The sequence below is a fragment of the Enterobacter sp. JBIWA008 genome (assembly GCF_019968765.1).
Taxonomy (GTDB): Bacteria; Pseudomonadota; Gammaproteobacteria; order Enterobacterales; family Enterobacteriaceae; genus Enterobacter.
Window position 1 is genome coordinate 1,286,006 of record NZ_CP074149.1, and the last position, 21,133, is coordinate 1,307,138.

Here is a 21,133-nt window from a genome sequence, read left to right on the forward strand (position 1 = left end):
CGCTTTATTTGAAATGCCCTCGCGTCCGCTCTGTTCTGCGCGGTATCCACCGAATACCTGAAAGATAACCGCCTAATCAGGCAGAATGAGGTTATGGGGATCGTTTTTTCCGGCATGTTTGGTGCCGGGTTGAGGCTCTGTATTGCCGTCGAGCCCAGAATGCATCTCGACCATTGTCGTGCTGTTCCAGGTGGTGTTTATCATGACGCTTGTGGTTACCAGCGCGAAGGCGCGTCGGCAGGAGAGCGTGACAGCAGGGTGATCGCCTGTTCGCCGTGCTGTTGCCAGTGAAGGGTGAAGGCGGTGCCTTTGGCATAGCCCGCGCGTTGACGGGTCAATGCCAGCGTAAGCGTCTTATCGTCGAGCTGTGTGACGCGAGCGCTGTCAAAACCCATCCAGGATTGCACCTGCGGAAAGAGAGCTTTGAACAGGCTCTCTTTGGCGCTAAACGCCAGCGTCAGGGCGAGGGAGAACGAATAACCTGAGCGGGAAAGGAGGATCTCTTCCTGGGCATCAATGACGCCGTCTTTTATTTCCCGGGCTTCATCTTCGGGGAGGATCGTTTCGCAATCGATGCCGATAAGCGCCGGATGGTCGCATGTCACAACAGCCATCGCCTGCGTGCCGCTGTGGGTGATGCTCCCCGAAACGCCTTCCGGCCAGAGCGGTTCGCCGCTGGGGCCGATGCCGGGAACCGCACGTTCATTTATCCCACCGAGCGCATGCGCGGCGGCGATGCGGCCAGCCAGATGCTCGGCTTTGCGTTTGCGTCCGGCGTTTGAAAGCTCAGCGTAGTGGGGGAGCCAGAGGAGATCGGCATCGGTGAAGGTGGTTGGGTCGAAGGTGACGTAGTAGACGGTGTGGCCGGCAAGAGAAAATGTGCTGTGGGTGGTGTGCATGTTTTTCCTCTTTCATCAAATAGTGCGGCCTGATGCCCTCACCCCGCCCCTCTCCCATAGGGAGAGGGAGGAGTTACTGCCTGAATCAGAAGCGCGTATTCACGCTCATGTACCAGGTATGGCCCGGCTCATTATACGTGTAGGCCCCCGCACCGTACATATACGCACCGGTGGTGGCATTACCGGTGGTCTGGGCATTACCCGCGCGCCACTGACGCTTGTCGAAGACGTTATCCACGCCGCCGGTCAGGCTGACGTTTTTGGTCATGTCCCAGGTCGCGCTCAGGCCAACGATGCTGTACGGGCTGACTTCGTCTTTTTCAGACCCGGTAACTGGTTGACCTTTGTAGTTGTACTTCTTCGGCTGCTGCTTGCCGTACCAGGTAAAGGTCGACTGGAGCGAAACGTCCTGATGAACCTGCCAGCTGAGAGTGGAGTTCAGCGTGTACTCCGGAATGATCGACAGACGGTCGCCGGTCTCCTTGTTCTTGCTCTGCAGCATGTAGGTGATATTGTTGGTCCAGTTGATCGTGTCGCTGACCGGCACGTTCAGGGAGCCTTCCAGCCCTTCGACTACCGCTTTCGGAACGTTTTCCCACTGGTAGATATCGGTTTGTACTTTACCGGAAGAGGTGTGACCAATCGGCGCGTAGCCCGCTTCAATCTTGTCGCGATAGTCGTTGCGGAACCAGGTCACGCCCGCCAGCCAGCCGTCGCGTTTCCACTCCAGACCGATCTCTTTGTTGATGCTGGTTTCCGCTTTCAGATCGTCATTGCCCATCATATAGCAGCCCACACCGTCAGAGCTTGCGTAGCAGCCCTGGCCTTTGCTGTAGAGCAGGTAGTTTGGGTTGGTCTGGTACAGGCTCGGCGCTTTGTAGGCGCGCGCGATCCCCATCTTCAGCGTGAAGTCATCACCCAGACCCTGCGACAGGTTCAGGGACGGGCTCCAGTTGTTGCCGACGATGGTGTGGTGATCGAAGCGCAGGGCAGGGGTCAGCATGGTGCTGTCGGTCAGCTCCATGTTGTTTTCGGCGAACAGGGAGAAAATCTCCGCCGAGGTGTACGGGCTGCGGTCGTTGCTCATGCCCGGGATGGTGCCGCCCTGCTGGGTTTGGGTGAAGGAGGTCGAGTCCTTCATGCGCTGCTGGTTCCACTCGGTGCCCAGCGTCAGGTTCTGGTTGACGAGGAAATCAATCGGCAGGTTGATTTCACTGTGCAGCATCACGTCGGCCAGATCGGTGTCGGTGAATTTATTACTGTTGAACAGCCCTTCCAGGCCGCCCGCCAGCCCTTCGCCCAGACGGGAGTTGCGGGTGTGCTCGTACTGCGCCCAGTTGCTGGTGGTAATGCCGTTATCCCAGCCGCCGTTCCAGGTCACGGCGAAGTTCTGGCGATAGATACGGTTAGTCTCTTTGCCGTAGTTCTTCTTCACCAGCGCGTTGTCGTTGTTGGTGTTCTGGGTATCGCCCGCGTAGAGGTTGTTCTGGCGGCTGTAGCCCGCCTCAAATTCCAGTGACTGCATCGGCGCAAAGTCCCAGCGCACCACGCCGTTGATGTCTTTGTTTTCTACACCCTCGCGGCCCGCGGGCAGCGTGTTCGCGTAGGTACCGGTACGATCGGACTGGTGGCCCTGGTTGATGTCCCACGCGTCGGCCTGGGTTTTGTCCAGGTTACCGAACATGCGGAAGCTGAAGTCGCCGCCCAGCGGGCCGCTCAGGCTGAAGTTGGTGCGTTTGGTGGAACCTTCGTCCTTGTGCTCAGGCGCGTTCAGGTAGGTGTTCCAGGAGCCGTGCCACTGGTCGTCGAATTTTTTGGTAATGATGTTCACCACGCCGCCTGCCGCGCCGTTGCCGTAGCGCGCGGCTGCCGGACCACGGATCACTTCGATGCGCTCGATCATCTCCGGCGGCACCCAGCCGGTATCGCCGCGGGTGTCGCGTTCGCCGCGCCAGCCCAGACGGATGGAGTTACGGCTGGTGACCGGCTTGCCGTCGATCAGGATCAGGGTGTTTTCCGGCCCCATGCCGCGGATGTCAATCTGACGGTTGTTTCCGCGCTGGCCGCTGGTGGAGTTCCCTGTCAGGTTAACGCCCGGCATGGTGCGGATGATTTCCGCCACGTCGCGCGCGGGCGGGTTTTTGCGAATTTCATCGGCGGTGATGGTCGACACGCCCGGCGCCTGCAAATTCTGCTCGGCGGCGGTGATGACCATGGTGTCTTCGTGCTGCGCAGAGGCGGTGTTGTCGTCTGCCATTGCGGGCAGCGCGACACCATAAATCCCTAAATTGACCAGCAAGGCCAGAGAGTGAATCTTCTTATTCATTGTACGTCCCGCTTTTATGGTTATCTATGAACGCGCTTCCCACAGCGCGGGCATTACGCTATTGCAAATGCAAATAGTTATCAATAATATTATCAATAAAATTTGTCCTGAAACAAAAAAGACTGTTAAACATGAGGTTATAAGGGTGACGACGTTAACAACGGGAAGTGAAGCGTGGTGGCAGTCGAAAAACGGGCCTGAATGGGAACGTCATCAGGAAAACTATCGTGTGACATTCTGGTGGCGGGACCCGGCGGGAACGCAGAAAACGTCGACGGTTAAACGCGTCTGGCTCTACGTTACCGGCGTGACCGATCACCATCAACATGCCCGCCCGCAGTCCCTCGAACGCATCCCGGATACCGACGTCTGGCAGTGGCAGGGCGAGTTCAGCCCCGAGTGGCGCGGGAGCTACTGTTTTATCCCTTCTGTAAACGAAAATGATTTTGCCGATACCGTGTTTGAAGGCGAGCAGCCGGACCGCATGGCGCTGCGCGAAGGCTGGCGCAAGCTGCTGCCGCACGCGGTTTCCGACCCGCTGAATGCGCAGAGCTGGCGCGGCGGTCGCGGTCATGCCGTCTCGGCGCTGGAGATGCCGGACGCGCCCGTTCAGCCCGGCTGGGATCGTCCCGATACGCCGTATCAACAGCCGGTCTGCATTGAGTGGAACAGCGAGCGTCTCAACAACCGTCGCCGCGTGTGGATTTTTACCACCGGATATGACGGCCCCGAGCGCCCGCTGGCGGTGCTGCTCGACGGGCAGTTCTGGGCCGAAAGTATGCCCGTCTGGCCTGCGCTGACGTCGCTCACCACCGGGCGCAAACTGCCCTCTGCGGTCTACGTATTAATTGACGCGATCGACATGGAACATCGCAGCCGCGAATTGCCCTGTAACCCCGATTTCTGGCTGGCGGTACAGGAAGAACTTCTCCCCCTTGTAAAACATCTCGCGCCCTTCAGTGACCGCGCCGACCGTACCGTGGTGGCGGGCCAGAGCTTTGGCGGACTCTCTTCGCTTTATGCTGGCCTCAACTGGCCGCAGCGTTTTGGCTGCGTGCTGAGCCAGTCCGGCTCGTACTGGTGGCCGCACCGCGGTGGGCAGCAGGAAGGGTGCCTCATCGAACAGCTCAGAGCCGGTGAGCTCACCGCGAGCGGGCTGCGTATCGTCCTCGAAGCCGGGCGCAACGAGCCGCTGATTTTCAATGCCAATCAGGCGATTTACGCCGAACTACACGCGCAGCAGCAGGTTTCCTGGCGTCAGGTTGACGGCGGACACGATGCGCTTTGCTGGCGCGGTGGGCTGACGCAGGGGCTGATGACCCTATGGCAGCCGCTCATTCAATAACGGAGTCTGTATGGAATTCAGCAATCCTTTCGATAATCCGCAGGGACAGTTCGCCATTTTGCAAAACGACCGTGGGCAGTACAGCCTGTGGCCGCAGCAGTGCGAACTGCCGGCGGGGTGGCGCGTGGTGTGCGAAGCGCAGTCTCAGGAGGGGTGCCAGCAGTGGCTGGCCGGGCACTGGCGCACGCTTGAACCGTCCCATTTTGCGGAGGGGAGCGCATGAACCGTCTTCCTCTCGTCGCCGCCCAGCCGGGGATCTGGATGGCGGAACAGCTGTCCACGCTGCCAAACGCCTGGAGCGTGGCGCATTACACCGAGCTGAAAGGCGATATCGACGCGCCATTGCTGGCAAAAGCCATCGCTGAAGGCATGATGCAGGCCGATACCCTGCGCATGCGTTTTGCAGAAGAAAACGGCGAGGTGTGGCAGTGGGTGGATGACACCTTCATTCTGCCGGAGCCGTCCATCGTTCGCGTTGCCTCTCACGACGACGCCGTGGCGCTGATGGAGGCCGATCTCAATCAAAACCTGCGCGTCGACAGCGGCCAGCCGCTGGCGTTTCATCAGCTGATTCAGGTGGGTGAAAGCCACTGGTACTGGTATCAGCGCTATCATCATCTGGTGGTGGATGGCTTCAGCTTCCCGGCAATTACCCGCCAGATCGCCACGATTTACGCCGCGTGGAAGAAGGGGGAGTCGACGCCTGCCTCCCCGTTTACGCCATTTGCCGGAGTGGTGGAAGAGTATCAGCGCTATCGCGACAGCGAGGCGTATCAGCGCGACGGCGCCTTCTGGGCGGAGCAGCGCAGGCAGCTTCCTTCTCCGGTCTCGCTCTCTTCCGCGCCGCTGCCGGGACGCGCCGCCACTACCGATATCCTGCGCCTGAAAATCGCTGCCGACGGCCGCGCCTTTAGCCAGCTTGCGCAGGCGGCAGGGCAGGCGCAGCGTACCGATCTGGCCCTGGCGCTGGTGGCGCTGTGGCTGGGCCGCCTGACCGGACGGCTGGACTATGCCGCCGGGTTTATCTTTATGCGCCGCATGGGCTCCGCCGCGCTGACCGCGACCGGGCCGGTGCTTAACGTCCTGCCGCTGGCGGTGAATATCAATCCTCAGGAGAGCCTGCCGGAGCTGGCGCTGCGCCTGGCGAACCAGCTGAAAAAAATGCGCCGCCATCAGCGCTACGACGCCGAGCAGATCGTGCGCGACAGCGGGCGTGCCGCAGGCGATGAAGCCCTGTTTGGCCCGGTGCTGAACGTGAAGGTGTTCGATTATCAGCTGGATATCGACGGCGTGGAGGCCATCACCCACACGCTGGCAACCGGCCCGGTGAACGATCTGGAGCTGGCGCTGTTCCCGGACGAGCAGGGTGGCTTGAGTATTGAGATCCTCGCCAATAAACAGCGTTACGATGAAGCGACGCTTTCCCGTCACGTCGCGCGTCTGAACGCGATGCTGATGCAGTTTGCGGCTAACCCGGATCTGCGCTGCGGCGAAGTGGAAACCGTTTCAGAGCAGGAATACGCGCAGCTTGCGCGCATCAACGATACCGGGCTGGCCTTACCGTCTGCCACGCTGGCGGATCTGGTGGCGGAGCAGGCGAGCAAAACGCCGGACGCTCCCGCGCTGGCAGATGCAAACGTCGAATTGAACTATCGTCAGATGCGCGAGCAGGTGGTCGCGCTGGCAAACCTGCTGCGCGCGCGCGGCGTGAAGTCGGGCGACAGCGTGGCGGTGGCACTGCCGCGATCGGTGTTCCTGACGCTGGCGCTGCACGGCATCGTCGAGGCCGGTGCCGCGTGGCTGCCGCTGGATACCGGCTACCCGGACGACCGCCTGCGGATGATGCTCGAAGACGCGAAGCCGTCCCTGCTCATTACCACCGACGAGCAGCTCCCGCGCTTTAGCGATCTGTCGATTACGGCGTTTAGTTACAACACACTTTTACCGGCTGCGGGTGCTGAACCGCTGCGGCTGGCGAAGCCGGAGCAGACCGCGTACATCATCTTTACCTCCGGTTCGACGGGGCGCCCGAAAGGGGTCATGGTCGGCCATACCGCCATCGTTAACCGCCTGAAGTGGATGCAGGACCATTACCCGCTGGACGCGACGGACGTGGTGGCGCAGAAAACGCCGTGCAGCTTTGACGTGTCGGTGTGGGAGTTCTGGTGGCCGTTTATCGCCGGGGCGAAGCTGGTGATGGCCGAGCCGGACGCGCACCGCGATCCGCAGGCGATGCAGAGCTTTTTTGCGCAGTACGGCGTGACCACCACCCACTTCGTACCGTCGATGCTGGCGGCGTTTGTCGCCTCGCTGACGCCGGAAAACGTCGACTGCTGCAGCACGCTTAAGCAGGTGTTCTGCAGCGGCGAAGCGCTGCCAACCGAGCTGTGCCGCGAGTGGGAGCAGCTCACCCGTGCGCCGCTGCACAACCTCTATGGCCCAACCGAAGCGGCGGTTGACGTCAGCTGGTATCCGGCTTATGGCCCCGAGCTGGCGGCGGTGGAAGGCAACAGCGTTCCGATCGGCTTCCCGGTGTGGAACACGGGGCTGCGCATTCTGGACGCGATGATGCGCCCGGTGCCGTTCGGCGTGGCGGGCGATCTGTATCTCACCGGCATTCAGCTGGCGCAGGGGTATCTGGGCCGTCCGGACCTTACCGCCAGCCGCTTTATTGCCGACCCGTTCGCCCCCGGCGAGAGGATGTACCGCACCGGTGACGTGGCCCGCTGGCTGGACAACGGCGCGGTGGAATATCTCGGCCGCAGCGACGATCAGCTAAAAATCCGCGGCCAGCGCATTGAGCTCGGCGAAATCGACCGGGCGCTGCTGTCGCTGCCGGACGTAGCCCAGGCCGTGGCGCACGCCTGCGTGTTCAACCAGGCGGCGGCAACCGGCGGCGATGCCCGCCAGCTGGTGGGGTATGTGGTTTCTGAATCCAGCTTACCGCTGGATCGCGACGCGCTGCTGGAATCGCTCAAAGCAAAGCTGCCGCCGCACATGGTGCCGGTGGTGCTGCTGCAAATCAGCGCGCTGCCGCTCAGCGCCAACGGCAAGCTGGACCGCAGGGCGCTGCCGCTGCCGGAACTCACGAGTAAAACCTCCGGGCGCGCGCCGGAGACGGAAACCGAAATTGCCGTCGCGCAGGCGTTTTCTGCCCTGCTGGGCTGCGAGGTCAACGATATCGACGCCGACTTCTTTGCCCTCGGCGGCCACTCGCTGCTGGCGATGCGCCTGGCGGCACAGCTTAGCCGCGCGTTCGAGCGCAAGGTTACGCCGGGGCAGATTATGGTCGCCTCCACGGTCAGCAAGCTCAGCGCGCTGCTGGACTCGCAGATGAGCGACGAGCAGGCGCAGCGTCTGGGGTATGAAACACTTCTGCCGCTGAGGGAAAGCGACGGCCCAACGCTGTTCTGCTTCCACCCGGCGTCCGGCTTTGCCTGGCAGTTTAGCGTGCTGGCGCGCTACCTCAGCCCGCGCTGGTCGATTACCGGCATTCAGTCGCCGCGCCCGGAGGGGCCGATGCAGCAGTGCGCGGATCTGGATGGGGTAATTGAGCATCATCTGAATTCGCTGCGTCAGCAGCAGCCGCAGGGGCCGTATTATCTGTTCGGCTACTCCCTCGGCGGCACGCTGGCGCAGGGTATTGCCGCCCGTCTGCGCGAGCAGGGTGAAGAGGTGGCCTTCCTAGGCCTGCTGGACACCTGGCCGCCGGAAACCCAGAACTGGGCGGAGAAAGAGGCCAACGGCCTCGACCCGGACGTGCTGGCGGAAATCGAGCGCGAGCGTCAGGCGTTTATCGCCGCTCAGCAGGGGCAGGGCTCCAGCGAGCTGTTTAACGCTATCGAGGGCAACTACGCCGACGCGGTGCGGTTGTTAACCACGGCGCACAGCGCGCGGTTTGACGGCAAAGCGACGCTGTTTGTCGCCGAGCGCACCCGAACGATGGAACCGCAGGTCGCCTGGGCGCCGTGGGTGGCGGAGCTTGAGACGTACAGCCAGGACTGCGCCCACGTGGATATCATTTCACCGCAGGCGTTTGAGAAAATAGGGCCGGTGTTGAGGGATATATTGGGATAGCGTTAACAGCCCCTCACCCTAACGCTCTCCCACGGGGAGAGGGCCGGGGTGAGGGCATCAGACCGCACGCTTGCCCAGCGGCACCACCAGCGGCGTACCCGCCACCGGATCGTCAATAATCATGCAGCGCATGCCGTAGATCCGCGCGATCAGCTCCGGCGTCACAATCTCTTTCGGCGCACCCTGCGCCACAATCTCACCGTCTCGCAGGGCAATCAGGTGCGTGGCGTAGCGGCACGCCTGGTTTAAATCGTGCAGCACCGCCGCCAGGGTATACCCCTGCGTGCGGTTCAGCTCGCTCAGCAGCTCCAGCAGGTCAATCTGGTGGCTGATGTCGAGCCAGGTCGTCGGCTCGTCCAGCAGCATGATGGAGGTCTCCTGCGCCAGTACCATCGCAATCCATGCGCGCTGACGCTGTCCGCCGGAGAGGGTATCCACGCTCTGCTGGGCGAGATCGGTGATGCCCGTCGCCTGCATCGCGCGGCTGACCGCCTCGTCGTCCTCTTTACGCCAGCGGGTAAACAGCGGCTGGTGCGGATAGCGCCCGCGCGAGACCAGCTCCTGCACCGTGATGTCCCCCGGCGTGGTGGCGTTCTGCGCAAGCAGCCCGATGCGCCGCGCCACCTCTTTGCTGGCGAAGCGCTGGATCTGCTCCCCGTCGAGGAACACGCTGCCCTCTGCTGGCGTCATCAGGCGGCTCAGCGTGCGCAGCAGGGTCGATTTGCCGCAGCCGTTTGGCCCGATAATGGCGGTGAAGTGGCCGTCCGGAATGGCGACGGATAAATCACGGGCAATGATTTTTTTGCCGTAGCCGAGGGTGAGGTTTTCGCCGCGCAAGCGGGGGGTTATGTCTGTCATTTCTTGCGTGACTCCTGAACGAGCAAGACGATGAGGTAAATTCCGCCGAGGCTTACGGTCACCACGCCCACCGGCAGTTGATAAGGCATAAACAGCCGCTGGGCGCAGAGATCGGCGGCCAATAGCAGCAGCGCGCCGCACAGCGCCGCCTGGGTTAATCCCCAGCGCGCCGTGCCGCTAAGTCGCCGGGCGATGTGCGGTGCCACGAGGGCGATAAACGAGATTGGTCCGGCAATCGCGGTGGAGGCTGCGGTCAGCAGTACGGCGACCAGCATTAGCATCAGGCGCGAGCGTTCGACGCCCACGCCCAGCGCGCAGGCGCTGTCGTCGCCCATCTCCAGCAGGCGCATGCGTCGCACCAGCAGCAGCGCGCCGATAAACATCAGCAAAATCAGCGGCGCGGCGGGCCAGGTTTTGCCCCACGTCAGGCCGTTGAGCGAACCGGCGTACCACAGCCCGGCGGAGAGCGCGGTTTCCAGCGAGGCCTGCAGTAAAAGCCAGGTGTTAAAGGCCATCAGCATGGCGCGGATGCCAATCCCGATAATGATCAGGCGGAAGGTGTCGATACCGTTGCGCCAGGCCAGCGCCCAGATAAGCAGGGAGGTGAGAATGCCGCCCGCCATCGCCGTGAAGGTAATGGCCGTCAGGTGCTGACCAAACAGCACCATCGCTACCAGCACGCCGCTCCAGGCCCCGGTGTTGAGGCCCATCACGTCCGGGCTGCCGAGCGGGTTGCGCATCAGCGACTGGAATATCGCACCGCTCACGCCGAGCGCCGCGCCAACCAGAATCGCCATCGCCACGCGCGGCAGTCGCCACTCCGTCACCACCATGGTGACGTTGCGCGGCGCGCTGCCGAGCAGGGCATTGAAGACCTGAGTGAAATCGAGCGTCACCGCGCCGCTGCGCAGGCTCCAGACCGCCAGCAGCAGAATGGCGATAAGCAGCAGCGAGACGCAGGTGAGTAAACGACGGGACGGGGCCATCATGCGCCACCTCCGCGTTTACGGCGTACCAGGAAAATCAGCACCGGCGCGCCGATAAAGGCGCTGACCACCGAGACGCGCAGCTCGCCGGGCACCAGCAGGCGGCCCAGCACGTCGGCAAACAGCAGCAGGGCAGGGGTTGCCAGCAGCGTCACCGGCAGTGACCAGCGGTGATCCGCTCCCACCAGCCAGCGGGCCATGTGCGGCATCATCAGGCCAATAAAGGCGATCGGGCCGACCACGGCGGTCGCGCTGCCGCACAGCACGGTGATGGCAAGCAAACCAATGAGCTGCGTGCGCGCCACCCGGTTGCCGAGGGCGGTCGCGGTGTCGCTGCCGAGGCTCAGGCTGTTGAGCGACCGGCTTAAAAACAGCGCCACGGCGGCGGCGATAATGACCGGGATTGCCACCACTTTTAAGGTTTCAAGGGTGCGGATATCCAGCGAGCCGGCCTGCCAGAAGCGCAGCTGGTCGTAAACGTCCGGGTTGAGCAGGGCGATGCCGTTGGATAAGCCTTCCAGTACCGCGGCGAGCGCCACGCCCGCCAGCGTCAGGCGGACCGGACTCAGCTGCCCGCCGCCCTGGCTGCCGGTAAACGCCACGACCAGCGAGGCGGCCAGGGCGCCGCAGAAGGCCATTACCAGCTGTTCAGAGGGCGAGCTCAACCCGAACAGCGCCGCGCCGAGCACGATGGCAAAGCTGGCGCCGGAGTTAACTCCGAGGATGCCGGGGTCCGCCAGCGGATTACGGGTGAGGGTTTGCATCAGGGCACCGGCAAGGCCGAGCGCGCCACCCGCCAGCAGTCCGGCAAGCGTGCGGGGCAGTCGGGCGTCGAGCACGATGACGCAGTCAGCGCTCTGGCAGGTGCCGGAGAGCGCATCAACGATAACGAGCGCGGGCAGCGGCTTCGCGCCGACCAGCAGGCTGAGTGCAACCGCAAGGCTCAGGAGCAGCAGTAAAACGGGCACGGCAATGGCGCGTACCGAAGAAGAGGAAAACGACATAGCAACATCCATGATTTGATAATGATAGTGATTATCGTTATCTATCTTATTTGGCTATGTTAGCATGTGCGCCCATGGAATGGGTAGAAATAGACTCAAGGCTTTGTCATGAATCAAAAATCCTGGCTGCTCAACCTCAGCCTGCTGAAAACGCACCCGGCGTATCGCGCCGTTTTTATCGCTCGCTTTATCTCCATTTTGTCCCTCGGGCTGCTCGGCGTGGCCGTGCCGGTACAGATCCAGACCATGACGCACTCCAGCTGGCTGGTGGGGTTATCGGTTACGTTAACCGGCGGGGCGATGTTTATCGGCCTGATGGTCGGCGGCGTGCTGGCGGATCGCTACGAGCGTAAGAAGCTGATCCTGCTGGCGCGCGGCACCTGCGGCGTGGGCTTTATCGGGCTGTGCCTGAACGCGATGCTGCCGGAGCCGTCGCTGATCGCGATTTATGCTCTGGGGCTGTGGGACGGCTTTTTTGCCTCGCTGGGCGTGACGGCGCTGCTGGCGGCTACGCCCGCGCTGGTCGGGCGCGAGAACCTGATGCAGGCGGGGGCGATCACCATGCTCACCGTGCGTCTGGGCTCGGTGATTTCGCCGATGGTGGGCGGCCTGCTGCTGGCGACCGGCAACGTAGCGTGGAACTACGGGCTGGCGGCGGCGGGAACCTTTATCACCACGCTGACGCTGCTGCGCCTGCCGCTGCTGCCACCTCCGCCGCAGCCGCGCGAGCATCCGCTGAAATCGCTGATGGCCGCTATTCGTTTCCTGTTCAACAACCCTCTGATTGGCGGGATTGCGCTGCTCGGCGGCCTGCTGACGATGGCGAGCGCGGTGCGCGTGCTGTACCCGGCGCTGGCGGGCGAGTGGCACATGAGCGCCTCGGAGATTGGCATTCTCTACGCCGCCATCCCGCTCGGCGCGGCGTGCGGGGCGCTGACCAGCGGCAGCCTGGCGCAGAGCGCGCGTCCGGGGCTGATTATGCTGCTTGCCACGCTGGCCTCGTTTATCGCCATCGGGTTTTTCAGCCTGATGCCGGTGTGGGCGCTGGGGGTGTTGTGTCTGGTGATTTTCGGCTGGCTCAGCGCAATCAGTTCGTTGTTACAGTACACCCTGATCCAGACGCAAACACCGGAAGGGATGCTTGGGCGCATTAACGGCCTGTGGACGGCGCAGAACGTCACGGGGGATGCGATTGGTGCGGCGATCCTCGGCGGGCTGGGAGCGATGATGACCCCGGTGGCCTCGGCGAGCAGCAGCGGGTTTGCGTTAGCGATGGTTGGCGTGATTTTATTGGCGGTATTGGTGAAGTTGCGTCGGTTCAGGCAGGAGGTTGTGTTGAACGACGGTGCGGCCTGATACCCTCACCTCGGCCCTCTCCCACAGGGAGAGGGAGGGAAAATGCCTATTTAAACAACGTATTCAATCTGTCTAACACCAACATCGCGCTGTAATAATCCAGGCGGAACGTCTCGGTTCCCAATGCCCAGACCCGTTTGTTTTTCACCGACGGCAAATGCGCCAGCAGCGGGTTGGCGTAAATCGCATCCACATCTTTCTGGTCGCCGGCAAACACAAATAACCCTTCGCCGTTCAGCCCCGTCGCCAGGTTTTCTCCTCCCAGCTGAATGATGTCGTGGCGTTTGCCCTGGCTTTTGGATGTCTGCAGCCCGGCGGGCAGCTCCGCCAGCGTAAAGCCCAGCTGGTACAGCAGCTTGCCCTGCGCCGATTCCGCGGTCCAGAGGTTGGCGCTGTGCGCGGCGGCGGTGTAGACGATGGCGTTCACCGGCTGCGGCGGCAGCTTCATCTGCTGTTTCACCTGCGCGAGCTGTTTATCAAAGGCGGCAATGCGCCCGGCGGCCTGTTTTTCCTGGCCGGTGATGGTCCCCAGCTGCGTCAGCAGCGCCTGCCAGCTCTTGTCGTCGTAGTTGATGATAAGCGTTGGGGCGATGGCGGAGAGCTGATCGTACAGCGCCAGCGCGGAATCCCCGCCGGTGGCGCTGATCAAAATCAGATCCGGCATCTGGGCGGCAACCGCTTCAGCGCTCGGCTCGCCGATGTATAGCCGTGCAACCTTGCGCTGCTTCGCGATCTCGCCCCACTGGCGCAGGAAACCCTGCCCATCCGCCACGCGGTTATTCGGCGTGGTGGCGCCGCTGGCGACGACCGGTGCGTCAATCGCCAGCAGGGAGCCGGTTAAGGTCACGCTGGTGGAGACAATGCGCATCGGTTTGCTCTCAAGCGTGTGAACGCCGCGGCTGTCGGTCACCTGACGCGGCCAGTCGGCGGCAGCGGCTGAGGCAAGTCCTAAAACAAAAAGTCCAGGTAAAAGCAGGGTATTACGGAATAGGGCAGGGAATTTCACAGCGCGACATCCTGTTTTTGTTGAAGATAATGCTTCTCATTTTCATGGTTGACGCGAAGGGATGCAAGCTTTTGTCGCACAAGTTATTTGTCCGACGGTTGACAGCGAAGCGATGTGGGATTAGGTTAGCCGACGAAAATATAAATGATAATCATTATTGCTTCTTTTATCATTTTAAGGAGGATGATATGGATACGTCCCTGGCTGAGGAAGTTCAGCACACCGCAACCACGCTGGAATCAGACCGCTTTTTCTTTATGTCGCCTTATCGCAGCTTTACCACGTCCGGCTGCTTTGCCCGCTTCAGTGAACCCGCTGTTGGCGGCGACGATCCGGCGGGGCACTTCCAGCAAAAATTAGCCCAGGCCTTCCGGAATGCGAAAGCCAACGGTATCGCTCATCCGGTGATGGTGGGGGCTATCCCGTTTGATACCCGCAAGCCATCCTCTCTGTTTATTCCACAACGCTGGCAGACCTTTTCTCGTCCTGCACGTCAGCAGTCCGCACGCTATTTTTCCGGCTCGCAGGCGCTGAAGGTGGAGCAACGCACCGAGATCCCGCCGCAGCCCGTGTTTGAAGAGATGGTCGCTCGCGCCGCGTCGCTCACCGCCACGCCGCAGGTGAACAAGGTGGTGCTGTCGCGCCTGATTGATATCGTGACCGACAAAAACATGAACAGCGGCGCCCTGATGGAGCGCCTGATCGCCCAGAACCCGGCGAGCTTTAACTTCCACGTGCCGCTGGAAGACGGCGGCGTGCTGCTCGGCGCCAGCCCCGAACTGCTGCTGCGCAAAGAGGGCGCGCACTTTAGCTCGCTGCCGCTGGCAGGCTCCGCGCGCCGTCAGCCGGACGATGTGCTGGATCGTGAAGCGGGCAATAAGCTGCTGGCCTCCGAAAAAGACCGTCACGAGCACGACCTGGTGACCCAGGCAATGAAGGCCATTCTGGCACCGCGCAGCCATCATCTCAGCATGCCTGATTCTCCTCAGCTGATTACCACGCCGACGCTGTGGCATCTGGCAACGCCGGTTGAAGGTGACGCTCGCGAGAATGAAAACGCCCTGACCCTGGCCTGCCTGCTGCACCCGACGCCGGCGCTGAGCGGCTTCCCGCATGAGGCGGCAAAAGAACTGATTGCCGAGCTGGAGCCGTTCGACCGCGAGCTGTTTGGCGGCATCGTCGGCTGGTGCGACAGCGAAGGCAACGGCGAGTGGGTGGTGACTATCCGCTGCGCGCGTCTTCGCGAAAATACCGTTCGCCTGTTTGCCGGCGCGGGCATTGTTCCCGCCTCCTCGCCGGTGGGCGAGTGGCGCGAAACGGGCGTGAAGCTCTCCACCATGCTCAACGTGTTTGGTTTGCACTAAGGAAGACTGATGACCATTCCCTTTACCCGCTGGCCTGAGGCATTTGCCCGCCGCTACCGCGAAAAAGGCTACTGGCAGGAGCTGCCGCTGACCCACATCCTGACGGATCGTGCGGACAGCGATGCCGTGGCGATTATCGACGGCGAGCGGCACATAACCTACCGCGCGTTTAATCAGGCGGTGAACAACCTGGCGTCCACCCTTCAGGCGCAGGGGCTGCACCGCGGCGAGACCGCGCTGGTACAGCTCGGCAACGTGGCCGAGTTCTACATCACCTTCTTCGCGCTGCTGCAAATCGGCGTCGCGCCGGTCAACGCGCTCTTTAGCCATCAGCGCAGCGAACTGAGCGCCTACGCGGAGCAGATCAAACCCGCCGTGCTGATTGCCGATCGCGGCCACGCCCTGTTCGCGGGCGATGACTTCCTCAACGCCTTTGTGGATGCGCACCGCTCGGTACGCGTCGTGCTGCTGCGCGGCGATAGGGGTGAACACGCCCTGGAAGCGGCGATTGCGCGTCCGGCGGACAACTTCATTCCGAACCCGACGCCCGCTGACGAAGTGGCGTTTTTCCAGCTTTCCGGGGGCAGTACCGGCACGCCGAAGCTGATCCCGCGCACGCATAACGACTACGACTACAGCATCCGCCGCAGCAACGAGATTTGCGGCATCACCGCCGAAACGCGTTACCTGAACGCGCTCCCTGCGGCGCATAACTACGCCATGAGCTCGCCGGGATCGTTAGGCGTTTTCACCGCGGGCGGCTGCGTGGTGCTGGCGAACGATCCGAGCGCCACGCTCTGCTTCCCGCTGATTGAACGGCATCAGATTAACGTCACCTCGCTGGTTCCTCCGGCGGTGAGCCTCTGGCTGCAGGCGATTGCCGACGGCGCGGGCAACGCGCAGCTCAAATCCCTCAGGCTGCTGCAGGTGGGTGGCGCACGCCTCTCCGCCACGCTCGCGGCGCGCATTCCGCTTGAAATCGGCTGTCAGCTTCAGCAGGTGTTCGGCATGGCGGAAGGGCTGGTGAACTACACCGCGCTCGACGACGCGCCGGAACGCATCATCAACACCCAGGGCCGCCCGATGTGCCCGGACGACGAAGTGTGGGTGGCGGACGAGCACGGCAACCCGCTGCCGCGCGGGGAGGTCGGGCGTCTGATGACGCGCGGACCTTACACCTTCCGCGGCTATTTCAACAGCCCGGAACACAACGCCAGCGCCTTCGACGCCGAGGGCTTTTACTGCTCCGGCGATCTGATTGCTATTGACGAGCAGGGCTACATCACCGTGCAGGGACGCGAGAAGGATCAGATCAACCGCGGCGGCGAGAAAATCGCCGCCGAAGAGATTGAAAACCTGCTGCTGCGCCACGAGGCGGTGATCCACGCCGCGCTGGTGAGCATGGAGGACAGCCTGCTGGGCGAAAAAAGCTGCGCGTATCTGGTGGTGAAACAGCCCCTGCGCGCGGTCGAGGTGCGCCGCTTCCTGCGCGAGCAGGGCGTTGCCGAATTCAAGCTGCCGGACCGCGTGGAGAGCGTGGAAGCGCTTCCGCTGACGCCGGTCGGCAAAGTCGATAAGAAACAGTTGCGCCTGTGGCTTGCTGAACGCGCCCGGGGCTGAGGAACAGAGTATGGCTATCCCAAAATTAACCGCTTACGCGCTGCCAACCGCCGCAGAGCTGCCGACCAGTAAAGTGAACTGGCCGTTTGAGCCTGAACGCGCCGCGCTGCTGATCCACGACATGCAGGAGTACTTCCTGAACTTCTGGGGCGAAAACAGCGCGATGATGCAGCAGGTGGTGGCGAATATCGCCAGACTGCGCGCTTACTGCAAAGCGCACAATATTCCGGTGTACTACACCGCCCAGCCGAAAGAGCAGAGCGAGGAAGACCGCGCCCTGCTGAACGATATGTGGGGGCCAGGCCTGACCCGTTCGCCGGAGCAGCAGCGCATTGTCCGTGAACTGACGCCGGACGAAGCCGACACGGTGCTGGTGAAGTGGCGCTACAGCGCGTTCCACCGCTCGCCGCTGGAGCAGATGCTCAAGGAGACGGGACGCAACCAGCTGCTGATTACCGGCGTTTACGCCCACATCGGCTGCATGACCACCGCCACCGATGCCTTTATGCGCGACATCAAGCCGTTCTTTATCGCCGACGCGCTGGCGGATTTCACCCGCGACGAGCACCTGATGTCGCTCAAGTACGTGGCCGGACGCTCGGGCCGCGTGGTGATGACCGACGAGCTGCTGCCGTCCGTTCCGGCGACCAAAGCCGCGCTCCGCGAGCTGATCCTGCCGCTGCTGGACGAGTCCGACGAGCCGATGGATGACGAAAACCTGATCGACTACGGTCTGGACTCGGTGCGCATGATGGCGCTGGCCGCCCGCTGGCGAAAAGTGCACGGCGACATTGACTTCGTGATGCTGGCAAAAAATCCAACAATCGACGCCTGGTGGGCGCTGCTTTCCCGCGAGGTGAAGTGATGGCTCTGGATTTCACCGGTAAAACCGTCTGGGTGACGGGCGCGGGGAAGGGAATTGGCTACGCGACGGCGCTGGCGTTTGCTGAGGCGGGCGCACGGGTGACCGGCTTCGACCTGGCATTTCCGCTGGGCGATTATCCGTTCGCCATCGAAGCCCTGGACGTGGCGGATGCCGCGCAGGTGCATGAAGTGTGCGGGCGCGCGCTGGCGTCGCTTGAACGGCTGGACGTGCTGGTCAACGCGGCGGGCATTTTGCGCATGGGGGCGACGGACCAGCTCTCGCAGGAGGACTGGCAGCGGACCTTCGCGGTCAACGTCGGCGGCGCGTTCAACCTGTTCCAGCAGACGATGGGCCAGTTCCGCCGTCAGCAGGGCGGGGCGATTGTCACCGTTGCGTCCGACGCGGCGCACACGCCGCGCATCGGCATGAGCGCCTATGGCGCATCGAAGGCGGCGCTGAAAAGCCTGGCTCTGACCGTCGGGCTGGAGCTGGCGGGCTGCGGCGTGCGCTGTAACCTGGTGTCGCCGGGTTCGACGGACACCGACATGCAGCGCACCCTGTGGAAAAGCGACGACGCGGAGCAGCAGCGTATTCGCGGATTTGGCGAGCAGTTCAAGCTCGGCATTCCGCTGGGCAAAATCGCCCGTCCGCAGGAGATTGCCAGCACGGTGCTGTTTCTTGCCTCCGATGCCGCCAGCCATATCACCCTGCAGGATATCGTGGTGGACGGCGGCTCCACGCTGGGAGCGTAAGATGATCTGGAAACGTCATTTAGCGCTAGAGGAGCTGAACGCGACCAGCCTGAACACCCTGGTGGCGCATCTCGGCATCGTCTATACCCGCCTCGGCGACGACACGCTGGAAGCGGAGATGCCGGTGGATGCGCGTACCCACCAGCCGTTTGGCCTGCTTCACGGCGGCGCATCGGCAGCGCTTGCGGAAACGCTGGGCTCAATGGCCGGTTTTTTGATGACCCGCGACGGGCAGAGCGTGGTGGGAACGGAGCTTAACGCCACGCACCATCGTGCGGTCTCTCACGGCAAGGTGCGCGGGGTGTGCCAGCCGCTGCATCTGGGCCGCTCCACCCAGAGCTGGGAGATTGTGGTACTCGACGAGCAGGGGCGGCGGTGTTGCACCTGCCGGTTGAGTACGATGGTGTTGGGTTAAGCCAGGCAGATCAAAGTGATCGGCTTAACACTGTGGTGTAAATCTCTGGTTTGACCACGCATTATTGCGTTTCAAAGTTGTTAAATTTTTCCGGTTGTTCTAGAAACAAAATGTAACATCTCACTGTTTCACAACGACGGATAACAACTATGAACAACTCAGGGAAATACCTTACATGGGCAGGGCTCTCCGTTGTGGGAGCCTTTGCCCTGGGCTATATCGCCCTCAACCGGGGGGAACAGATCAATGCGCTCTGGATCGTCGTCGCCTCCGTCTGCATTTATCTGATCGCGTATCGTTTTTATGGCCGCTATATCGCGAAGAACGTCCTGGGCGTTGACGCGACGCGCATGACGCCAGCCGTCCGCCATAACGACGGGCTGGACTACGTGCCGACCGATAAAAAAGTGCTGTTCGGTCACCATTTTGCGGCGATTGCCGGGGCGGGCCCGCTGGTGGGGCCGGTGCTTGCGGCGCAGATGGGCTACCTGCCGGGGATGATCTGGATCCTCGCGGGCGTGGTACTGGCGGGCGCGGTGCAGGACTTTATGGTGCTGTTCGTCTCAACCCGCCGCGACGGGCGTTCGCTGGGTGAGCTGGTGAAAGAGGAGATGGGGGCAACCGCCGGGGTGATTGCGCTGGTGGCGACCTTTATGATCATGGTGATCATCCTCGCGGTGCTGGCGATGATCGTGGTGAAAGCGCTGACCCACAGCCCGTGGGGAACGTATACCGTTGCCTTCACCATTCCGCTGGCGCTGTTTATGGGGATTTACATTCGCTACCTGCGCCCCGGCCGCATTGGTGAGGTGTCGGTGATTGGCCTGGTGTTCCTCGTGTTCGCCATTATCTCCGGCGGCTGGGTGGCGGAAAGCCCGACCTGGGCTCCGCTCTTCGACTTTACCGGCGTACAGCTGACCTGGATGCTGGTGGGCTACGGCTTTGTGGCGGCGGTGCTGCCGGTGTGGCTGCTGCTGGCGCCGCGTGACTACCTCTCTACGTTCCTGAAAATCGGCACCATCGTCGGGCTGGCTATCGGCATTCTGATTATGCGTCCGACCCTGACCATGCCTGCGTTAACCAAATTCATCGACGGTACCGGCCCGGTCTGGACCGGTAACCTGTTCCCATTCCTGTTTATCACCATCGCCTGCGGTGCGGTCTCTGGCTTCCACGCCCTGATTGCATCGGGCACCACGCCGAAGATGCTGGCGAATGAAAATCAGGCCTGCCTGATTGGCTACGGCGGCATGCTGATGGAGTCTTTCGTGGCCATCATGGCGCTGGTCTCCGCCTGCATTATCGACCCGGGCGTCTACTTTGCGATGAACAGCCCGATGGCGGTCCTGGCCCCGGCCGGAACCGTTGACGTCGTAGCGTCTGCCGCGCAGGTGGTGAGCGGCTGGGGCTTTGCGATTACGCCAGACACGTTAACCAGCATTGCGAATGAGGTGGGCGAGCAGTCGATCATCTCACGTGCGGGCGGGGCGCCTACGCTGGCGGTTGGCATGGCGTATATTCTTCACGGCGCGCTGGGCGGCCTGATGGACGTCTCGTTCTGGTACCATTTCGCCATCCTGTTCGAGGCGCTGTTTATCCTGACGGCGGTAGATGCGGGAACCCGTGCGGCGCGCTTTATGCTGCAGGATCTGCTGGGGGTGATCTCCCCGAACCTGAAGCGTACCGATTCGCTCCCGGCTAACCTGCTGGCGACGGCGCTGTGCGTGCTGGCGTGGGGCTATTTCCTGCACCAGGGCGTGGTCGATCCGCTGGGCGGGATTAACACCCTGTGGCCGCTGTTTGGTATTGCCAACCAGATGCTGGCAGGCATGGCGCTGATGCTCTGCGCGGTGGTGCTGTTCAAGATGAAGCGCCAGCGTTACGCCTGGGTGGCATTAGTGCCAACCGCGTGGCTGCTGATCTGTACCCTGACGGCGGGCTGGCAGAAAGCCTTCAGCCCGGACAACAAGGTGGGCTTCCTGGCAATCGCCAACAAGTTCCAGGCGATGATCGACAGCGGTAAGATCCCGGCGCAGTACACCGAGTCCCAGCTGTCGCAGCTGGTGTTTAACAACCGTCTGGACGCCGGGCTGACCATTTTCTTTATGGTGGTGGTCGTGGTGCTGGCGTTGTATTCTCTCAGGACCGCGCTGGCGGCGTTGAAAAACGATAAGCCAACGGCGAAAGAGACGCCGTATGAGCCAATGCCTGAGAACCTGGACGAGATTGTCACCCAGGCCAAAGGGGCGCATTAACCCGT

General features: G+C 62.3%; 16 protein-coding genes and 1 pseudogene. 11 read left to right on the forward strand and 6 right to left on the reverse strand.

The annotated features are described in order from the left end of the window. Positions 1-24 precede the first annotated feature (24 nt). Positions 25-174, forward strand: a pseudogene (locus KGP24_RS06265) (metal ABC transporter permease); the annotation flags it as partial. A gap of 41 nt (positions 175-215) precedes the next feature. On the opposite strand, the gene entD reads toward KGP24_RS06265, so the two are convergent. Then, positions 216-899: an enterobactin synthase subunit EntD gene (gene entD, locus KGP24_RS06270; protein ID WP_223562722.1), complete on the reverse strand. Its 684-nt coding sequence runs from the start codon at positions 897-899 to the stop codon at positions 216-218. 85 nt (positions 900-984) lie between these two features. Further along, the gene (locus KGP24_RS06275; protein WP_223562723.1) at positions 985-3,225 is read right to left on the reverse strand and encodes a TonB-dependent siderophore receptor; all 2,241 of its coding nucleotides are present in this window, start codon (positions 3,223-3,225) and stop codon (positions 985-987) included. Between the two features lie 145 nt (positions 3,226-3,370). On the opposite strand from KGP24_RS06275, the gene fes reads away from it, so the two are divergent. From fes to entF, 3 genes are read left to right on the forward strand one after another with little or no spacing between them, the layout of a single operon-like run. Continuing rightward, a complete protein-coding gene (gene fes, locus KGP24_RS06280) occupies positions 3,371-4,570 on the forward strand; it encodes an enterochelin esterase (RefSeq protein ID WP_223562724.1) in 1,200 nt (399 codons plus the stop codon). A 10-nt stretch (positions 4,571-4,580) separates the two neighbouring features. Beyond that, positions 4,581-4,793: an MbtH family NRPS accessory protein gene (locus KGP24_RS06285; protein ID WP_223562725.1), complete on the forward strand. Its 213-nt coding sequence runs from the start codon at positions 4,581-4,583 to the stop codon at positions 4,791-4,793. Beyond that, positions 4,790-8,647, forward strand: a complete 3,858-nt coding sequence (entF, locus tag KGP24_RS06290) for an enterobactin non-ribosomal peptide synthetase EntF (protein WP_223562726.1) — start codon at positions 4,790-4,792, stop codon at positions 8,645-8,647. The genes KGP24_RS06285 and entF overlap by 4 nt, the downstream gene beginning before the upstream one ends. Positions 8,648-8,704: 57 nt before the next feature. Here the strand turns inward: entF and fepC are convergent, their stop codons facing one another. From fepC to fepD, 3 genes are read right to left on the reverse strand one after another with little or no spacing between them, the layout of a single operon-like run. Beyond that, complete coding sequence (gene fepC, locus KGP24_RS06295) at positions 8,705-9,505, reverse strand: iron-enterobactin ABC transporter ATP-binding protein (protein ID WP_223562727.1); 801 nt, start codon at positions 9,503-9,505, stop codon at positions 8,705-8,707. After that, complete coding sequence (fepG, locus tag KGP24_RS06300; protein WP_223563456.1) at positions 9,502-10,491, reverse strand: iron-enterobactin ABC transporter permease; 990 nt, start codon at positions 10,489-10,491, stop codon at positions 9,502-9,504. The genes fepC and fepG overlap by 4 nt, the downstream gene beginning before the upstream one ends. Then, positions 10,491-11,495 (reverse strand): Fe(3+)-siderophore ABC transporter permease, encoded by a 1,005-nt coding sequence (gene fepD, locus KGP24_RS06305; protein ID WP_223562728.1) that lies wholly within the window; start codon positions 11,493-11,495, stop codon positions 10,491-10,493. Before fepD ends, fepG begins: the two co-directional genes overlap by 1 nt. Positions 11,496-11,603: 108 nt before the next feature. Here fepD and entS point away from each other — a divergent pair, with 108 nt between their 5' ends. After that, positions 11,604-12,851: an enterobactin transporter EntS gene (gene entS / locus KGP24_RS06310; protein WP_223562729.1), complete on the forward strand. Its 1,248-nt coding sequence runs from the start codon at positions 11,604-11,606 to the stop codon at positions 12,849-12,851. A 46-nt stretch (positions 12,852-12,897) separates the two neighbouring features. Here the strand turns inward: entS and fepB are convergent, their stop codons facing one another. Beyond that, positions 12,898-13,857 (reverse strand): Fe2+-enterobactin ABC transporter substrate-binding protein, encoded by a 960-nt coding sequence (fepB, locus tag KGP24_RS06315; protein WP_223562730.1) that lies wholly within the window; start codon positions 13,855-13,857, stop codon positions 12,898-12,900. A 188-nt stretch (positions 13,858-14,045) separates the two neighbouring features. Between fepB and entC the strand changes: the two genes are divergently transcribed. The 6 genes from entC (at position 14,046) to cstA (ending at position 21,128) form a co-directional block, all read left to right on the forward strand. Further along, positions 14,046-15,221, forward strand: coding sequence for an isochorismate synthase EntC (gene entC / locus KGP24_RS06320; RefSeq protein WP_223562731.1), 1,176 nt, complete (start codon positions 14,046-14,048; stop codon positions 15,219-15,221). Between the two features lie 9 nt (positions 15,222-15,230). Further along, a complete protein-coding gene (entE, locus tag KGP24_RS06325) occupies positions 15,231-16,841 on the forward strand; it encodes a (2,3-dihydroxybenzoyl)adenylate synthase EntE (RefSeq protein WP_223562732.1) in 1,611 nt (536 codons plus the stop codon). A gap of 10 nt (positions 16,842-16,851) precedes the next feature. Then, positions 16,852-17,706 (forward strand): isochorismatase, encoded by an 855-nt coding sequence (locus tag KGP24_RS06330; protein ID WP_223562733.1) that lies wholly within the window; start codon positions 16,852-16,854, stop codon positions 17,704-17,706. Further along, positions 17,703-18,458: a 2,3-dihydro-2,3-dihydroxybenzoate dehydrogenase EntA gene (gene entA / locus KGP24_RS06335; RefSeq protein WP_223562734.1), complete on the forward strand. Its 756-nt coding sequence runs from the start codon at positions 17,703-17,705 to the stop codon at positions 18,456-18,458. Before KGP24_RS06330 ends, entA begins: the two co-directional genes overlap by 4 nt. Before the next feature lies 1 nt (position 18,459). Continuing rightward, entirely contained in the window at positions 18,460-18,873 is a 414-nt protein-coding gene (entH, locus tag KGP24_RS06340; RefSeq protein WP_223562735.1) for a proofreading thioesterase EntH, read from the forward strand. A gap of 149 nt (positions 18,874-19,022) precedes the next feature. Beyond that, positions 19,023-21,128, forward strand: a complete 2,106-nt coding sequence (cstA, locus tag KGP24_RS06345; RefSeq protein WP_223562736.1) for a pyruvate/proton symporter CstA — start codon at positions 19,023-19,025, stop codon at positions 21,126-21,128. Positions 21,129-21,133: the final 5 nt, after the last annotated feature.